The organism is Novosphingobium terrae (assembly GCF_017163935.1).
In the GTDB taxonomy this organism is placed as follows: domain Bacteria; phylum Pseudomonadota; class Alphaproteobacteria; order Sphingomonadales; family Sphingomonadaceae; genus Novosphingobium; species Novosphingobium terrae.
Genome location: NZ_JABVZR010000001.1, coordinates 3615297 through 3632514, shown reverse-complemented (window position 1 = coordinate 3632514; position 17218 = coordinate 3615297). Strand labels below are relative to the sequence as shown.

General features: G+C 63.7%; 16 protein-coding genes and 1 tRNA gene. 9 read left to right on the top strand and 8 right to left on the bottom strand.

What is annotated here, in order from left to right; translation table 11 throughout:
• Positions 1-8: 8 nt before the first annotated feature.
• Positions 9-740 (bottom strand): Tim44/TimA family putative adaptor protein, encoded by a 732-nt coding sequence (locus HGK27_RS16275; protein ID WP_206241898.1) that lies wholly within the window; start codon positions 738-740, stop codon positions 9-11.
• A 394-nt stretch (positions 741-1134) separates the two neighbouring features.
• Here HGK27_RS16275 and secB point away from each other — a divergent pair, with 394 nt between their 5' ends.
• The 3 genes from secB (at position 1135) to trpS (ending at position 4330) form a co-directional block, all read left to right on the top strand.
• Positions 1135-1656: a protein-export chaperone SecB gene (secB, locus tag HGK27_RS16270; protein WP_206241897.1), complete on the top strand. Its 522-nt coding sequence runs from the start codon at positions 1135-1137 to the stop codon at positions 1654-1656.
• Positions 1657-1721: 65 nt separating this feature from the next.
• Complete coding sequence (murJ, locus tag HGK27_RS16265; protein ID WP_206241896.1) at positions 1722-3287, top strand: murein biosynthesis integral membrane protein MurJ; 1566 nt, start codon at positions 1722-1724, stop codon at positions 3285-3287.
• Between the two features lie 23 nt (positions 3288-3310).
• Entirely contained in the window at positions 3311-4330 is a 1020-nt protein-coding gene (gene trpS, locus HGK27_RS16260; protein WP_206241895.1) for a tryptophan--tRNA ligase, read from the top strand.
• A 130-nt stretch (positions 4331-4460) separates the two neighbouring features.
• On the opposite strand, the gene HGK27_RS16255 is transcribed toward trpS, so the two are convergent.
• The 5 genes from HGK27_RS16255 to aroC all read right to left on the bottom strand — a co-directional run bounded on the left by HGK27_RS16255 (position 4461) and on the right by aroC (position 12215).
• Positions 4461-5738: a PepSY-associated TM helix domain-containing protein gene (locus HGK27_RS16255; protein WP_206241893.1), complete on the bottom strand. Its 1278-nt coding sequence runs from the start codon at positions 5736-5738 to the stop codon at positions 4461-4463.
• A gap of 23 nt (positions 5739-5761) precedes the next feature.
• Positions 5762-7996 (bottom strand): TonB-dependent siderophore receptor, encoded by a 2235-nt coding sequence (locus tag HGK27_RS16250; RefSeq protein WP_206241891.1) that lies wholly within the window; start codon positions 7994-7996, stop codon positions 5762-5764.
• A gap of 328 nt (positions 7997-8324) precedes the next feature.
• Positions 8325-9911: an alkyl hydroperoxide reductase subunit F gene (ahpF, locus tag HGK27_RS16245; RefSeq protein ID WP_206241890.1), complete on the bottom strand. Its 1587-nt coding sequence runs from the start codon at positions 9909-9911 to the stop codon at positions 8325-8327.
• A 269-nt stretch (positions 9912-10180) separates the two neighbouring features.
• The gene (gene ahpC, locus HGK27_RS16240) at positions 10181-10744 is read right to left on the bottom strand and encodes an alkyl hydroperoxide reductase subunit C (RefSeq protein WP_068090476.1); all 564 of its coding nucleotides are present in this window, start codon (positions 10742-10744) and stop codon (positions 10181-10183) included.
• A 400-nt stretch (positions 10745-11144) separates the two neighbouring features.
• Positions 11145-12215, bottom strand: coding sequence for a chorismate synthase (gene aroC / locus HGK27_RS16235; protein ID WP_206241888.1), 1071 nt, complete (start codon positions 12213-12215; stop codon positions 11145-11147).
• An 84-nt stretch (positions 12216-12299) separates the two neighbouring features.
• Here aroC and HGK27_RS16230 point away from each other — a divergent pair, with 84 nt between their 5' ends.
• The 4 genes from HGK27_RS16230 to HGK27_RS16215 all read left to right on the top strand — a co-directional run bounded on the left by HGK27_RS16230 (position 12300) and on the right by HGK27_RS16215 (position 13593).
• Complete coding sequence (locus tag HGK27_RS16230) at positions 12300-12599, top strand: antibiotic biosynthesis monooxygenase family protein (RefSeq protein ID WP_206241882.1); 300 nt, start codon at positions 12300-12302, stop codon at positions 12597-12599.
• Positions 12600-12796: 197 nt separating this feature from the next.
• Complete coding sequence (locus HGK27_RS16225) at positions 12797-12985, top strand: hypothetical protein (RefSeq protein WP_206241881.1); 189 nt, start codon at positions 12797-12799, stop codon at positions 12983-12985.
• 100 nt (positions 12986-13085) lie between these two features.
• Positions 13086-13162 (top strand) — tRNA-Arg (locus HGK27_RS16220).
• Positions 13163-13245: 83 nt separating this feature from the next.
• On the top strand, positions 13246-13593 hold the full coding sequence (locus tag HGK27_RS16215; protein ID WP_206241880.1) for an arsenate reductase: 348 nt from the start codon (positions 13246-13248) through the stop codon (positions 13591-13593).
• A 43-nt stretch (positions 13594-13636) separates the two neighbouring features.
• Here the strand turns inward: HGK27_RS16215 and ubiG are convergent, their stop codons facing one another.
• On the bottom strand, positions 13637-14374 hold the full coding sequence (gene ubiG / locus HGK27_RS16210; protein ID WP_206241879.1) for a bifunctional 2-polyprenyl-6-hydroxyphenol methylase/3-demethylubiquinol 3-O-methyltransferase UbiG: 738 nt from the start codon (positions 14372-14374) through the stop codon (positions 13637-13639).
• An 83-nt stretch (positions 14375-14457) separates the two neighbouring features.
• Here ubiG and HGK27_RS16205 point away from each other — a divergent pair, with 83 nt between their 5' ends.
• Together HGK27_RS16205 and HGK27_RS16200 are read left to right on the top strand one after the other, a co-directional pair.
• Complete coding sequence (locus tag HGK27_RS16205; protein ID WP_407674624.1) at positions 14458-15711, top strand: aspartate kinase; 1254 nt, start codon at positions 14458-14460, stop codon at positions 15709-15711.
• 167 nt (positions 15712-15878) lie between these two features.
• On the top strand, positions 15879-16460 hold the full coding sequence (locus HGK27_RS16200; protein ID WP_206241878.1) for a hypothetical protein: 582 nt from the start codon (positions 15879-15881) through the stop codon (positions 16458-16460).
• Positions 16461-16613: 153 nt separating this feature from the next.
• On the opposite strand, the gene HGK27_RS16195 is transcribed toward HGK27_RS16200, so the two are convergent.
• A complete protein-coding gene (locus HGK27_RS16195; protein WP_206241877.1) occupies positions 16614-17060 on the bottom strand; it encodes a hypothetical protein in 447 nt (148 codons plus the stop codon).
• Positions 17061-17218: the final 158 nt, after the last annotated feature.

The following is a 17218-nucleotide window of genomic DNA, read 5'->3' as shown; positions in this document are numbered from 1 at the left end:
TCCCGACCTTAACCTTCATCGGTCTCGTCGAGCAGCCAATCGGGATCGGCGGAATTGATGTTGCGGCGGAAGGTCCAGGCGTCACGCGTCTCGACCGCGTCATGCAGCGAGCCTGCAACCATATGACCCTCGGCATCGCGGGTGATCGCGGCGATATCGGCCACGAAGCGCACGGTGATGCGGGCATAGGGCGCGGCATAGGTGGCACCGGTGATGACCACCTCGTTCAGGCGGACCAGGCGGTTGTCGACCACTTCACCCGCAGCGTTGCGCTCATCGATGGCGGCGGCGAAACCGGTGGCGACATCGGCGTCGCACAGCTTGGCCAGCTCATCCTTGTCGCCGCGCCAGAAGGCGCCCAGCACGATGCCATAGGCGCCGCGCGCGCCTTCGAGGAAGGCATGGGGATCGAAGCGGCGATCGACAGCGATGATCTCGCGCAGGCCACGCTCCACGGTGGGCAGCACCGACAGCGGCTCACGGGCGCTGCGGCCACCAGCCAGCGGGGCGCGCTCATCCTTGCGGTCTGCGCTGCGGTCTGCGCCGCGATCCGTCCCGCGCGGCTGCGAGGAGAGGTTGGCCTGACCTGTCGGCGCCTGCGCATCAAGTCGCCCGAGCGCATCGCGCGGCGCGGGTTCGCGCTGCTCGTCGCCCTGTTCGGCACGGCGCCCCAGCACGGCGTAGAGCCGCAGGCCCAGGAAGGCAGCAATCATGGCCAGAATGACGATTTCGACAGTCACAAGCTTTGTCCAATTTGACGCGTGGTCGATTTGACCGGGCCGAAAGAGGTTCGGCAGATGCGGGGAGCATAGACCACCCGCCTTAACGAACCGCGATCATGCTACAGATAGGTAGCGAACACAAATGAACAACGCATGCACAAGGCCTTTAAGGGCTTTTTTTCGCCGTGCCGTGGCAGGCGTGCGAGCATAGGGGGCGAATCGCGGGGAGTCTGGTTGAAAATCCGGCTGAGGAGCCGGATTTTGCGGCACCGGCCCTCTCCCCGCATGGTATCGCGCACCCATCCCATGGCGGTTGTGCCCTCGCGGGGCAGATGCTAGGCGCTGGAACCAGCACAATCCACCTGACGCGCCAGCCCTCTACAGAGGCGGCGCCAAGACAGAAAGCAGTCCCATGTCCGAGGAAGGTAACGTCACCTCCAGCCTGAAGTTCGAAGAGGACGTCCAGCCTTCGGCGGGCATTCTTTCGCAATATGTGAAGGATCTGTCGGTCGAGAATCCCAATGCGCCCGAATCGTTCCAGTGGACCGATCAGCCGCAGATGGACATCCAGTTCAACATCGCTGCCCGCGCCATCCAGCCCACCGTGCATGAGGCCGAGCTGAAGATCACCCTGGCCGCCAAGCATGAAGCCGGCACCGCCTACATCGTCGACCTGACCTTCGCCGGTCTGATCGCGATGCAGGGTCTGGACGAAGGCCAGATGCACGCCTTCATCTTCGCCGAGGCGCCGCGCCTGCTGTTCCCCTTCGCCCGCCGCGTGCTGGCCGATGCCGTGCGCGATGCAGGTTTCGGCCCGATGCTGCTGGAGCCGATCGACTTCGGCGCGCTCTATTTCCAGCAGATGCAGGCTCAGGCCGAAGGTCAGGGTGAAACCCCCGACATCGCCACGGCCGAGCCTGCTGGCCACGCCTGATTTCAAACGGGCCGGGGCTTGATGCTCCGGCCCGTAGTCCATTCGGCGTTTGAAGGGCGGCCAAGATGAATCTGCTGAAGGCGACGGGCACCATCGGTGGCCTGACGCTGGCCAGCCGCGTGCTGGGACTGATGCGCGATTCGCTGTTTGCGCGGATCGTGGGGGCGGGCTTTGCCTCCGACGCTTTTCTGGTGGCCTTCCGCCTGCCCAACATGTTTCGCGCATTGTTCGCGGAAGGGGCCTTTGCCAGCGCCTTCGTGCCGATGTTCAACCAGAAGGTGGCCGATCCGGAAGGTCAGGGGCTGCAATCCGGCCTGATCTTCGCCGAGCAGGCTCTGGCCGTGCTGCTGCCGGTGCTGGCGCTGATGACGGTGGTGCTGGAGGTGTTTGCCTGGCCGATCACCTGGGCGCTCTCCGGCAAGTTCCATGGCGTGACCAGCGAGCAATTCGCTTTCGCCGTCACCCTCTCGCGTTTGACGATCCCCTATCTGATGCTGATCTCGCTGGTCAGCCTGCTGGGCGGCATCCTCAATTCGCTGCAGAAATTCTGGGTCAATGCCGCAGCGCCGATCCTGCTGAACCTGACGCTGATCGTGGCGCTGCTGGGCTTCGGCTCGCATGACCCGATGGTGACGGCGCGCAACCAGGCGCTGGCCGTCAGCATTTCAGGCGCCTTGCAGCTGGCCTGGCTGGCATGGGCCGCGCGGTCGAGCGGCGTGTCGCTGCGCCCGCGCTGGCCGCGCCTCAATCCCGAGGTCAGGAAGCTGATGGCGCTGATCTGGCCTGCTGCTGCCGGAGCAGGCGCGGCGCAGATCAATCTGGTGATCTCCACCGCGCTGGCTGCCAGCCTGCTCGATCACGGCAGCGTGACCTATATCTATATGGCGGACCGGCTGAACCAGCTGCCGCTCGGGCTGATCGGCATTGCGCTGGGCACGGTGCTGCTGCCCACCATCAGCCGCCAGCTGGGTGCGGGCGATGAGGCGGGCGCGATGGACACGCAGAACCGTGGTCTGGAGCTGGCCCTGCTGCTGACCCTGCCTGCCACCATGGGTCTGGTCTTTTGCGGCGAGCCGATTGCCGCCGCGCTGTTCGGCTATGGCCGTTACAGCGCTGCCGACACGCATTTCACGGCGCAGGCGCTGGCCTGTTTTTCGGTGGGGCTGCCCAGCTATATTCTGGTGAAGGTGCTGACGCCCGGCTTCTATGCAAGGCATGACACCAAGACGCCGGTGCGTTTCGCGATGATCTCGATCGCCGCCAATCTGGTGCTGAATCTGGCGCTGATCCTGCCGCTGCACCATATGGGGCCGCCTTTGGCGACCGCCCTGTCTTCCACGCTCAATGTGGTGATGCTCTACACCACGCTGGTGAAGCGCGGGCATTTCGTGATGGACCCTCGGCTCAAGCGCCGCTGGTGGCGTCTGGCGCTGGCGGCGCTGGCGATGGGCGGGCTGCTGCTGGCCGGTGAGGATCATCTGATGCCCTACACCCATGGCGCCTGGTATGTGCGCTGCGCGGCGATGGGCGCTCTGGTGGGGGCGGGGGTTTGCGTCTATGGCGTGGCCACCATCGTGCTGGGGGCCTTTACCAAAGCCGATCTGGCGCTGCTGAAACGGCGGCGCGCCTAATTCAACAAGAAGAGTACACGTCAATGCGTATCGTTTCCGGCATTCAGCCTACGGGCAATCTCCACCTCGGCAATTATCTGGGGGCGATCCGCAATTGGGTGGCGATGCAGAACGATACGGTCAACACCGGCGGCGAGTGCTTCTTCTTTCTGGCCGATCTTCACGCCATCTCGATGCCGCATGACCCGGCCACGCTGTCCGCGGGCACGCGCGAGATGGTGGCGGCGCTGGTGGCCTGCGGCATCGATCCCGATCGCTCGACGCTGTTCAACCAGACTCAGGTGCCTGAGCATCCCCAGCTGCAATGGTTGCTGAACGGCACGGCGCGCATGGGTTGGCTCAGCCGCATGACGCAGTTCAAGGACAAGGCGGGCAAGAACCGGGATTCGGTCTCGGTGGCGCTGTTTACCTATCCGGTGCTGCAGGCCGCTGACGTGCTGCTCTATCAGGCGACGCATGTGCCCGTGGGCGAGGACCAGAAGCAGCATCTGGAGCTGGCGCGCGACATCGCCCAGAAGTTCAACAATGACTTCTGCGCCGAGGACAAGCCGCTCTTCACCCTGCCCGAGCCGATCATCCCCCCCGCCGCCGCGCGCATCATGAGCCTGCGCGACGGGTCCTCGAAGATGTCCAAGTCGGACCCGAGCGACATGAGCCGCATCAACCTTGTCGACGATGCCGACACCATCATGAACAAGGTGAAGAAGGCCAAGACCGATCCCGAGCCGCTGCCGAGCGAAAAGGACGGCCTTGAGGCCCGCCCCGAGGCGCGCAATCTGGTGGGCATCTATGCCGCCATGGCGGGCACCAGCGTGGAGCAGGTGCTGGCCGACTTCGGCGGCAAAGGCTTCGGCGCCTTCAAACCCGCGCTGGGCGAGCTGCTGGTGGAGAAGCTGGCGCCAATCAACGCCCGCTTTGTGGAGCTGAAGCAGGATCGCGATGCTCTGGACGCCATTCTGCGCAAGGGTGCTGCCAAGGCTCGCGAGGCTGCGGCACCCACTCTGGCTGCGACCTACGATGCGTTGGGTCTGGTGCGGGGCTAAAGCGGTTTGCGATCGGGTCGGCGGCGTTGCGATGCGTGCCGAACCGATCGGTAGGGCACAACGAAGACAGTCAAGGGAGCGCGAGGGCGATGGCCCTCGCATTTCTTACCCTTGACCCCTTCTATCCCGGTCAGGCCGCCTTGCGGACTGGCCGGGTAACTGCGGCGGGTTTCTCGCCGCGATGGCGGTGAAAGGCGCGGGCGGAGCGCTTTTTCATCCAGATCACCACGCCGGTGATGCTCAGCATGGTCACCATGATGCCGATCAGGCTGGTGACGATCTTCCACGCCACACCCCACACGCTGGCCATATGCAGCGAGACGATCCAGTCGGTGAAGCGGTTGGCGGCGGGCACTTTGCTGGCCAGCGCCACGTTTTTCAGCGCGCCGGTGTCGCCATCGAAGATCAGGCGTGAGGCGCCGCCCGCATCGGGCACATCGCCGCTGGTGGTGAAGCCGTACATATAGGCTCCGGTGGTGGGCATGTAATAGAGCCATTGCAGGCGGTTGGCATCGAAGCTGTCATGCGCCTTGGCGGTTTGCTGGCGGGCCAGAACCTCACCCACGGCATGGGCCTTCACCACATCCAGCTTCGGTATCGGGCGCGGCTGGGGTAGGGGTGCGTAGAGGGCGGTGTCATCCGTCGCGCCCAGCGCCTTCATCACCGGGCCGTAAATCGTCGGCAGGTTGAACGACACGCTGGAAAGCGCAAAGACCAGCAGCACGGGCCAGACCCACAGGCCGCCCGCGCGATGCAGATCGAAGTTCAGCTTGTAGGCAGAGCCGCCGCGCCGCACCAGCCATGAAGGCCGCCAGCGCTGCCACCAGCCCTTGGTCTTGCCGCCGATTTTGCTGACACCGACAGGCACCTTCTGCCGCATCGGCAGGGTCAGATAGAAGCCGACAAAGCAGTCCACCACCCAGACCAGCGCGGCGGTCCCCATGATCAGCGTGCCGGTGCCCTCGACCAGCAGATTCTCATGCAGGCGGTAGATCAGCGGCAGCAGGTTGTTGATGCCCTGCGAAATATCGCCCCAGCGGCGGTGGCCCAGCTCGGCCCCGGTGTAGGGATCGATGAAAAGCTCGTCCCAGTCGGGCGCTTTCGCAGGCTCCTTCCAGAACACGCGCAGGCGCAGCGTTTTGCCCGGTTCGACACTCAGCGGCAGATAGCTGACGCTCATGCCGGGATGACGTGCCTGTGCCGCCACAGCCAGCGCGGCGGCATCCAGCATCGGGGCGCCCGGGGTTGGCGGTGCCGCGCGCAGCCAGTGCGGTGCGGTCAGCGCCTCCAGATCGTCTTCCCAGGCCAGGAAGGTGCCGGTCAGCCCGGCCATCGCCAGGAACAGGGCCAGAGTCAGCCCTGCCCAGCGATGGATCAACACCCAGAACGGACGGGTGAGGGGGCTCATACCGGTCGGTTACTCCGTCAGACTCAGAACTTCCACGCCAGCGTACCCTGAGCGGTACGGCGCTGGCCATACCAGCACCATGCGTCGTAATCGGGGTACATATAGCAGCTGGTCAGATACTTCTTGTCGAACAGGTTGGTGATGTTGACGCTCAGCGTCATGCCCTTCAGCTTCTCGGTCAGGTTCGACAGATCGTAATGCAGCGAGGCATCGAACAGCGTGTAGGCGGGGGTGTAATACTTGTTGTAATTGCCCAGGTTGAACACGGTGTAGCCGCTGTTCACATAGGTCTGGCTGGGGTCCAGCACACCGGCATAGACGCGGCTGACATGGCGCATGCCAGCGCCGATGTTCAGGCTCTTGAGCGGGCCGCTCTTGGCGGTCCAGTCAAGGTTGATGGTCAGATTGCCGTCGCCGGCACCGATCAGCCCGCCACCGACATTGCGCGAGTCGTCATCGGCCACATTGCGCACGCGCTGATGGCTGTAGGCGCCATGCAGGTTGAAGCCATAGGGCAGCGGCGCATTGGCCTCCACCTCGAAGCCTTCGGAGCGCACCTTGCCGCTCTGGGTGGCGAGGAAGGTGATCGGGTTGGTCGAGACGACATTGGTCTGTTCGATATGGAACCACGAGGCGGTGATCAGGATCGGCGAGCCATTGGGCTGGAACTTCACGCCCGCTTCCACCTGCTTGCCCATCGAGGGCTTGGCGATGCCGCCGGTTTCCAGCGTGGCGCTCTGCGGTTCGAAAGAGGTCGAGTAGCTGACATAGGGCGCCAGACCGATGTCGGTCTTGTAGAGTACACCGGCGCGGCCGGTGAACTTGCTGTCCTTCTGCACTGCTGCGGCAGAGCCGACCGTCTGGCTCCAGGTCGCGGCCCAGTCCTCACGCCCGCTCAGCAGCACGCGCAGGCCGCCATAGCTGATCGTGTCCTGACCGTAGATGCCGGTCTGGCCCTGGCTGACCAGATAGTTGGAGGCGCCGCCGATCTGCTCCGCGCTCTGCGGCACGGCCTGCGTGCCATAGACGGGGTTGAAGATGCTGATGTCATTGGCCGTGCCGAAGGCTGCCAGCTCGGTGGAATGGGCGGTCTGACGGTCGACGCCCAGCAGGATGTCATGGGTGATCGGGCCGGTCTTGATATGGCCGCTCAGCTGATTGTCGAAGGCCCAGTTGTTGAGCGTTTCATGCGTGGCATAGCTGCCGCGGCTGGAGGTGGTCTGCTGGCTGATGTCCGACAGGCCGGTCTGCAGGCCGCTTTCATAGACAGCGCCCAGGCTGCTCGTCACCTGCTGGTAACGGCCCGAGGCGCGGAACTTCCAGCCGCTGCCGAAGTCATGGTTGAGGATATAGGTGGTGGCGAACTGATCGCGGCGGAAGAAGCCGCCCGGCTCGCCATCGGCATAGGTGGTGGCAACCTTGCCATGCACGTTGGGGAACAGCGTGCCCGAAGCCGGGGCGCCGCTGTAATTGCCGTTCTTGGGATCGTGCGAATAGGCGGTCAGCACCGTCAGTGTGGTCTTGCTGTCGATCTTGGCGGTGACGGCGCCGCTGATCGTCTGGCGCGCGCGGCTGCCATAGGTCTGCTGCGTGTCGGCGCCATTGGCGCTGCCATAGAGGCGCACGCCGATGGCATCGCTCAGCTTGCCGCCCACATCGGCATCGACGCGGTAGAGGTTATAGGTGCCATAGGTGGCCGCAGCCGAACCGTAGAACTCCTTGTCGAGCGGCAGCTTGCTGCTCATGGCGACCAGACCGCCCGGGCTCGACTGGCCATAGAGCGCCGAAGCCGGGCCCTTCACGATGTCGATGCTCTCCAGACGCGAGACATCGACCTGCGGCGTGGCATAGCCGGTGGTGCTGGCGAACTGCTTGAGGCCATCGAGATAGATCGGCGCATCGAAGCCGCGCAGCTTGAACTGGTCGTAGATTTCAGCGCCCGCGCCGCGCGTTTCCGGCGTGATGCCAGCCACATAGCGCAGCGCCTGATTGAGGTTGGCCACGCCCAGACGATCGAGATCCTCGCGGCTGATCACGCTGATCGACTGCGGGGTTTCCGCAATCGGCAGCACGCTCTTGCTGCCCGCCGAAACTGCCTTGTCACCCAGAGCACCGGTGACGAGAATGGTGTTCTCATCGCCATTGGCGTCAGCGGCGGCGGCTGCAGCATCCGCCGCGAAGGCGGGAGCGGCCAGAGCCGTGGCAAGCGCCAGCGTGGCGCAGGTCAGAAGGCGGCGATTGAAGGGGCGGGGAAACATGGAGCAAATCCTTGAAAGGCGCGCGACCTGCGCCCGAAGGGGAAGGGATTGACCACCGCCGTTCCCGCCATCACGCGATGGCAGGGGTGGGCAGCGACCGTTTTGAGTCTGTCGTTCGGCGGGGGAAACCGATCGCCGCTCGCGCTAATGCGAGCGCCTCGCAACTGCAAGCAATTGTTGCGACTGATTCGCTCTTTTTGTGGATCGGCCATAGCAATCGTGGCCCGCGCGCAACACCGCCGAACGCGCGCCGAGGCCGGACAAACGAAAACCGGGGGCGTTGCCACCCCCGGTCTCCAATGTTGCTAAAGCTTTGATCCGGGCGGGATCAGGCGTTTTCGGTCACCGTCTCCGGCGCGGGCAGGCGGATCAGATGATCGAAGGCCGACAGCGCCGCCGTGGCCCCCGCGCCCATCGCGATGATGATCTGCTTGTAAGGCACGGTGGTGCAGTCACCCGCCGCATAGATGCCCGGCAGGCTGGTGGCGCCATGGGCGTCGATCTCGATCTCGCCGCGCTGGCTGAGGGCAACGGTGCCCTTGAGCCATTCGGTGTTGGGCACCAGGCCGATCTGCACGAAGATGCCTTCCAGCGCGATGGTGTGGAAGGTTTCCTCATTGCGGTCCTTATAGACCAGCGCCGTCACCTTCGAGCCATCACCCTTCACCTCGGTCGACAGCGCCGAGGTGATGATGGTGACATTGGGCAGGCTGCGCAGCTTGGCCTGCAGCACCGCATCGGCGCGCAGCTGCGTGTCGAACTCTACCAGCGTGACATGGGCGACGAGCCCGGCCAGATCGATGGCAGCCTCCACGCCGGAGTTGCCGCCGCCGATCACCGCCACGCGCTTGCCCTTGAACAGCGGGCCGTCGCAGTGCGGGCAATAGGCCACGCCCTTGTTGGCGTATTCGGTCTCGCCCGGCACATTCATCTGGCGCCAGCGCGCGCCGGTCGAGAGGATCAGCGTGCGGGCCTTCAGGCTGGCGCCATTGGCCAGAACGACCTCATGCAGGCCGCCTTCATCCTTGGCGGGGATCAGCTTTTCGGCGCGCTGCAGGTTCATCACATCCACGTCGTAATCCTTGACGTGGTTCTCCAGCGCCATGGCCAGCTTGGGGCCTTCGGTCTTGGATACGGAGATGAAGTTCTCGATCCCCAGCGTGTCCTGCACCTGACCGCCAAAGCGCTCGGCCACGACACCCGTGCGGATGCCCTTGCGCGCCGTGTAGATCGCGCCCGCCGCACCGGCAGGGCCGCCGCCGATCACCAGCACCTCGTAAGGCGCCTTCTGGGAGATTTCGGCAGCCGCGCGTTCGACAGCGCCGGTGTCCAGCTTGGCGAGGATTTCCTCGACCGTCATCTTGCCGCTGCCCCACATCGTACCGCCCAGGAAGGTGGCGGGCACGGCCATCACGCCGCGCGCCTCAACCTCGGCATTATGCGTGCCGCCCTCGATCAGGGTCGCCGAAATGTTGGGGTTGTTCAGCGCCATCAGCGTCAGGGCCTGAACCACCTCGGGGCAGTTGTGGCAGGTCAGCGAGAAATAGGCCTCGAAATCATGGCTGCCGGGCAGGGCCTTGATCTGATCGATCACGCTCTGCTCCACCTTAGGCGGATGGCCACCGGCCCACAGCAGCGCCAGCACCAGCGAGGTGAACTCATGCCCCAGCGGCAGACCGGCGAAGCGCACGGTGGCATGCCGGGCCGAGGCGCGTGTGATGCTGAAGGAGGGCACGCGCGCATCTTCGCCATCGAAGCTGGCCGTGACCTTGTCCGACAGGGCGGCGATTTCGTTCAGCAGCTCACGGGTCTGCGCGGACTTCGCATCGTCGCCCACCGTGGCGACAAGCTCGATCGGCTCGCGCAGCATGGCGAGGTACTGTTTGAGCTGGGCGGTCAGGGCGGCGTCGAGCATGATCTTGTCCTTCGGAATGAATAAGGGGGTTTGAAGTGTTAAAAGCAAGGGGCGTTACGCCCCCTGCACCCCCGGAACGTCTTCCGGCGAGAGGGGAGTTCTATGGGGATAACGTCGCGTGCGGTCCCCAAGCTGCGTGGCAGCCAAAATATTTAATGTCTCCGGCGGTGAGATCGGGCGCAGTGGCGCCGCACAATCTGCCTTCGCGTCGGGAGACGTATCGGGAGCGCGAGGGGGTAACCCCCTCGCACTTATCCCTTTTTACTTGCTTAGATCTTGCCGACCAGATCGATCGACGGAGCCAGCGTTTCCGAACCTTCTTCCCACTTGGCGGGGCAGACCTGACCGGGGTGCTCCTGCCAGTACTTGGCGGCCTTGATCTTGCGCACCAGCTCGGCAGCGTTGCGGCCCACGCCCTCGGGGGTCACTTCGACCAGCTGCACCACGCCCTCGGGGTCGGTGACGAAGGTGCCGCGGTCGGCCAGGCCAACGCCCTCGCGCAGGTTGCCGAACTGCTTGGTCAGGTCATGGTTCTGGTCGCCGACCAGATAGTACTGGATGGTGCCGATGGCGGGCGAGGTGTCGGCCCAGGCCTTGTGGCTGAAGTGGGTGTCGGTCGACACGCCATACACTTCCACGCCCATGCCCTTCAGCGTGGCATACTCGTTCTGGAGGTCTTCCAGCTCGGTGGGGCACACGAAGGTGAAGTCGGCGGGGTAGAAGAAGAAGACAGACCACTTGCCCTTGATGTCGGCATCGGTGACGTCAACGAAAGCGCCTTCCTTGTAGGCCGTGGCGGTGAAGGGCTGAATCGAATAGCCGATAAGCGACATGGGGTAACTCCTTGGTCGTTTGGTGTTGAACTGCTTGACGGGGAGATAGGGGCTCACACCGCAGATGCGAAGTGGGCTTTCCCGATTAATCAGAACAGGATTGCCGATCAGTGGTTCTGATCGGACGAGGCGATTATGTGATGGTAGTATGACAGGAAAGAGAATGCGAGGGTGTTACACCCTCGCGCTCCCGTTAATGTCCACGTGGCGCGTAACCTATCGGTCCGGCACGGATTCATGGCGCCGCAGGCTTTCAAATCGCCAGCGCAGCCTATCGTTCAAGGGATGCCTGCCTGCGGCGCTGGGGGACCGTTGAGGCGCTGTGTTTCGGCGCCACTGCCTTATCGCCGGGAGACGTTATGGGAGCGCGAGGGGATAATCCCCTCGCATCTTCCTTTTCTTATCGCCCTGTCTGACCGCGATGCAGCAACTTATGGTCGGCCAGCACCAGCGCCATCATCGCTTCCACCACAGGCACGCCGCGAATGCCGACGCAAGGGTCATGGCGGCCCTTGGTGAACAATTCCGTCGCCTCGCCTTCGCGGGTGATGGTGGGCATGGGGGTGAGGATGGAGCTGGTCGGCTTGAAGGCAACGCGGGTCACCACCGGCTGGCCCGTGGAAATACCGCCCGCGATGCCGCCCGCGTGATTGGCGGAAAAGCGCGGGCCTTCATTGCCGGGATACATGGGGTCAGCGTTCTGCTCGCCGGTCAGGCGCGCGGCGGCGAAACCGTCGCCGATTTCCACGCCTTTGGTGGCGTTGATGGTCATCATCGCGGCGGCGAGGTCGGAATCCAGCTTGGCGTAGATCGGCGCGCCCCAACCGGCGGGTACGCCGGTGGCCACGCATTCAACCACGGCGCCGACCGAGGAACCGGCCTTGCGGGCGTCGTCCACGATCTTTTCCCAGCGCTGCGCGGCAGCGGCATCGGGGCAGAAGAAGGGGTTGGCGCGGATCTGGTCGGCATCGAAATTGGCCGGATCGATGGCGTCACCGCCGATTTCCGACACGTAAGCAAGGATCGTCACCTCGGGGATCACCAGACGCGCCACGCCGCCGGCGGCCACGCGGGCTGCCGTCTCGCGCGCGGACGAGCGCCCGCCGCCGCGATAGTCGCGGAAGCCGTATTTGGCGTCATAGGTGTAATCGGCGTGGCCGGGGCGGTAGGACTTGGCGACCTCGGAATAATCCTTGGAGCGCTGATCGGTGTTTTCGATCATCAGGCTGATCGGGGTGCCGGTGGTCTTGCCCTCGAACACACCGGACAGGATGCGCACCTGATCGGGCTCCTGACGCTGGGTGGTGAACTTGCTCTGGCCGGGGCGGCGGGCGTCGAGGAAGGGCTGGATCATGCTCTCGTCGATCGCCAGACCCGGAGGGCAGCCGTCGACCACGGCGCCAAGCGCGGGCCCGTGGCTTTCGCCCCAGGTGGTGAATCGGAAGATGCGGCCAAAGGTGTTCCAGCTCATGTGGCCAGCCTTTGGCGCGCATTCTCGCAAAAGTCCACCGTTGCGGGGTTGGAATAAGGTTGCGCGGGGGATAGGAGGGCGGGCATGTATATGAATGTCTTCCGCAGCCGTAAGAAAGCCGATTACGATGCTGCCGCCTATGCGGCGGATGCCGCGCGCATGGGCGAGCTGGCGCAGGCGCAGCCGGGCTTTGTCGATTACAAGAGCTTCTCTGCTCCCGATGGCGAGACGGTGACGATCTCGGTCTGGGAAAGCACCGAGGCGGCCAGGGCTTGGGCGCGTAATCCCGAGCATCTGGCGGCCCAAGCGCGCGGGCGTGACGATTACTACGCCGAATTCACGATGTATGCGGCCGATGAGGCGCGGGTGCGGCGCTTTCCCTGAGCTGCTTGCGGCATAATCACAAACCATGGCCGGGCGCCTGACGATTCTGGCGCGCGACAAGGGATCATCGCGCTGCGACCATGGTCGGGATGTCTCTCCGTAAATCTTACGGAGAGACAAGCGCGGCGCGTGCAGGCAAGGGCGCCGGGCGGGCAGAGCGCCCCGATCGCTGAAAGACAGAAGGCATACAGGCGGACATGGATATCAATCAGCCGATGCTGGATGAAGAGGTGGAACAGGTTTTTGCCAGCTTCTTCCTGATCGTCTTATGCCTGTCGATCCTGAGCGGTTACAAAGCTTATGGCGAGCTGTCCGCCGGGCACAGGCATGCGGTTGTCGCTCATGGCGCGCAGGATGGGCATGAGCCGATGAGGGAGCCCGGCTGAGCGCCAGCATGGAAAGATTGGGAAGAGGGCCATCGGCGCTTTGAATGCTGAAAGGGCTGGCAATCCGATTCAACCGCTGCTAGTCGCATGGCCAGAGCAAGCATCCATAGCTCAGCTGGATAGAGTACTGCCCTCCGAAGGCAGGGGTCGCAGGTTCGAATCCTGCTGGATGCGCCATCTCCCTTAAAGCTTTGACGATTTGATGCCGGCGTAAGCTTGCGCTAGGGGCTGCCTCTCTTGCAGGCAAAGGAGCAGCGCCCGTGTCGATCATCCTCTATGGCATCCCCAATTGCGACACGGTGAAAAAGGCCCGCACCTGGCTGGGCGCCAAGGGCGTGGATTACGCCTTCCATGATTACAAGAAGGCCGGGGCCGATGAGGCGCAGATCGCGCGCTGGGCTCAGGCTGTGGGCTGGGAGAAGGTGCTCAACCGCGCCGGCACCACCTTCAAGAAACTACCCGAGGAGCAGAAGGCCGATCTGGACGAGGCCAAGGCCGTGGCGATCATGGCCGCCAACCCCAGCGCCATCAAGCGGCCCATCGTGGAGAAGGACGGCAAGGTCGTCGCCGTGGGCTTCAAGGAGCCCGAGTGGGCTGAAGTGTTCTGATCAGGTGAAGGCCCGGCGGCCTCGCAAGGCCGCCGGTTCCGGTTCAGCCGCGTTTGGCGGTCAGGATGTAGTTCAGGCTCATATCGTCCGAGAGGTGCAGGCCTTTCAGCGGCGAGAAGGCGATGCCCATCGGCTGGCCCACCTGAAAACCGGCATCCTGAAGCAGGATTGCCAGTTCGGGCGGGGTGATGAAATCGTCCCAGTGATGGGTGCCGCGCGGCACCATGCCGATGCGCTCCGCCGCCTCGATCAGCAGCAGGCGCGAGGCCGCCGTGCGGTTGGGGGTGGAGAGGATCATCAGCCCATCGTCGGCCAGCGTCTCGGCCAGAGCGGCGATGAAGGCGGCTTTGTCGGCCACATGCTCGATCACCTCCATGCTGGTGACCAGATCGAAGCCGCGCAGCCCCAGCGATGAGAGTTCGCCATGGTGATAGGTGATCGGCAGGCCCGATCCCGCCGCATGGGCGCGCGCTGCCTCGATGTTTTCCGCTGCCGCATCCACGCCGGTCATCGCCGCGCCAAGACGGGCCAAAGGCTCGCACAAGAGCCCCGCGCCGCAGCCGACATCCAGAGCCGTCTTGCCCGCCAGCGGGCGCACGGAACGCGAATCACCCTTCCAGTGCGAATCGATGGAATCGCGGATAAAGCCCAGCCGCACCGGATTAAGCCGGTGAAGCATCGCCGAGGAACCCTTCGGATTCCACCATTCCGCCGCCAGCTTTCCGAAATGGTCTGCTTCGGCCTTGCGGATTGTATCAATGTTGCCTGTTGCGTTGCTCATGATCCCTTTCTAAAGCGCCGCGTCCGCCCCGGGCAAGCGCGGGGTGGCAAGTTTCTTCAAGGCAAAGTTGTAAGGAGCCTGTTGTGGCCCGCATCGTGATGAAATTCGGTGGCACCTCCATGGCCGGGACCGAGCGTATTCGGCGCGTGGCGGGCATCGTCAAACGCCAGCAGGAAGCCGGGCATGAGGTGGCGGTGGTCGTCTCAGCCATGGCGGGCGAGACCGACCGCCTCGTTAACTTCAGCCGTGAGGCCCATGCGCTTTACGATCCCGCCGAATATGACGTCGTCGTCGCCAGCGGTGAGCAGGTGACCAGCGGCCTTCTGGCCATGACGCTTCAGGCCATGGGCTGCAAGGCGCGCAGCTGGCTGGGCTGGCAGATGCCGATCCTGACCGACGACGCCCATGCCAAGGCCCGCATCCAGAGCATCGAATCCGAAGCTCTGCTGGCCAGCATGGCTGCGGGCGAGATCGCCGTCATCCCCGGTTTCCAGGGCGTGACCGAAGACGGTCGCATCACCACGCTGGGGCGCGGCGGTTCGGACACCTCCGCCGTGGCCGTGGCCGCCGGCATCAAGGCCGACCGCTGCGACATCTACACCGATGTCGATGGCGTCTACACCACCGATCCGCGCATCGTGGCCAAGGCCCGCAAGCTGAAAAACGTCACCTATGAAGAGATGCTGGAACTGGCCAGTGTCGGCTCCAAGGTGCTGCAGACGCGCTGTGTGGCGCTCGCCATGAAAGAGGGCGTGCGGGTGCAGGTGCTCTCCTCCTTTATCGATGAAAACGCGCCCGCCGCAGACACGCTGCCGGGCACCATGATTGTTTCCGACGAGGAACTGGAAGGTTTGGACATGGAACGCCAGCTGATCACCGGCATCGCCGCCGACAAGAACGAAGCCAAGGTCATCCTGACCGCCGTGCCGGACCGCCCGGGCGCCGTGGCGACCATCTTCATGCCGCTGGCCGAGGCCAACATCAACGTCGACATGATCATCCAGAATGTCGGCCGTGAAGACACCGACACCGACGTGACCTTCACCGTGCCCCAGGCCGATCTGGACCGCACGCAGGCCGTGCTGGAAGCCAACCGCGAGGTCATCGGCTATCAGAAGCTGACGACCGACCCCAAGGTGGCCAAGGTCTCGGTGGTGGGCGTGGGCATGCGCAGCCATGCGGGCGTGGCCGCCACCATGTTCAAGTCGCTGGCCGATCGCGGCATCAACATCCAGGCGATCAGCACCAGCGAGATCAAGGTCTCGGTGGTGATCGACGCCGATGAGGTCGAGCTGGCCGTGCGCCTGCTGCACACCGCTTACGGTCTGGACGGCTAAAGCCTTCCGACGTCGCGGAACTGTTACAGGTTTCGCTTAAAAACCCCTCGGCAGGCACAAGTTCGCTTGCCGAGGGGTTTTTGCGTTCGGGCGCCCTGAAGCAGCGATGTGGAACTTGCCGAGCCTTCGGGCATAATGGTTTCATATCAGCTTGAAAGGTGCTCCAGATGGTGAAGCTGCAATCCTCCAATCCTCGGCCTTTGCGCGCGGCGGCGATGGCGCTTGGCGCCCTGGTGTCTGTTTCTGCGGGGAGCCTGATCGCTCATGCCCAGCAGACCACCAGCCAGCCCGTCGTCGAGAAGACCGATGAGAAGGACCACAAGGCGCCCAAGCCCGTCACCAAGGACAATCCCAACGCCCAGCAGGTGGCCGAGACCCCGCTGACCGACCTCAATGTGAAAAAGGGCGAGATCCCGCCCGTGCTGCTGCGCGCCCAGCAGGACCCCTATAGCCTTGCCGGGCTGAAGGGCTGCCCGGCGATCACCAATGCGGTGTCGCAGCTGAACGCGGTGCTGGGCGATGATGTGGACATCGCCAAGGCGAAGAAGCGCAACGTTGGCGCAGGGCATGTGGCCCAGACGGTGGTGGGGTCGTTCATTCCCTTCCGCGGGATCATCCGCGAGGTCTCAGGCGCCAGCGCCGAGGAGCGCAAGCTGCAAGCCGCCATCGCTGCGGGCATGGCGCGGCGCGGTTTCCTGAAAGGTGTGGGGATGACGAAGGGGTGCCGTTATCCGGGGCGTCCGGCTTAAGGTTCAGGTTCGGGGATGATGCCTCCGGCGGGCAAAGGGCCATCGCCCTTTGCAATCCCTTTATTGTCTGCCTTTGCGTTATGAGTGCAGCGTTTGGGTTTGGGGGCGAGGTGGCTGTTGTTGTAAGCCGATTCGCGGATATATAATGTCGCTCTAGACCTCTTTCTGATCTTGGCTGATGAGATAGTCAGCAAGTTCGGATGACGATCGTTCCTTAGTCGGCCAAAAGATGAGGTCGCTACTCCACACTTTCGGCAAAGAAAGATCGAGAATCTCAATGAAATATTCGGGATAGAGGTCTGGATCTTTGATTGCGTCCAAAATCTCTATCAACTCATCTCGGTCAAGATTCTCCAAGAGAGGAGGTCGGCCCTTGGCTGCAATTTCGGCAAAAGTCCTTGCCGAGGTGTGTCGATACAGCTCGAAAAAGGTATGACGGTTGTAGTGCCTTCCACCAGAGAGGCGATTGATCTCTGCTATGTCATGAGCGCATTCTTGACCCTCATCGAGTGCGCTGACGGCACTCTCGATCAGCAGCGTCAATCTTTCGATCAAGTCTTCATCCGGCCTTTGCAACAGCTGGTTTATGCGCTGGCTCATTGACGATCCATCATTCCGCTCGCAATTCGAATAAACGCTTTGTGCCTCGCCCTGTGGGTGCCTGCAATCGGCAGGCGCATGATCTTTTGAGCGATAGCAACGCGGTGAGGCCTGCCGATAGCGGCCCTTCTGTGCGCCGCAGGCAATCAATGTCTGGC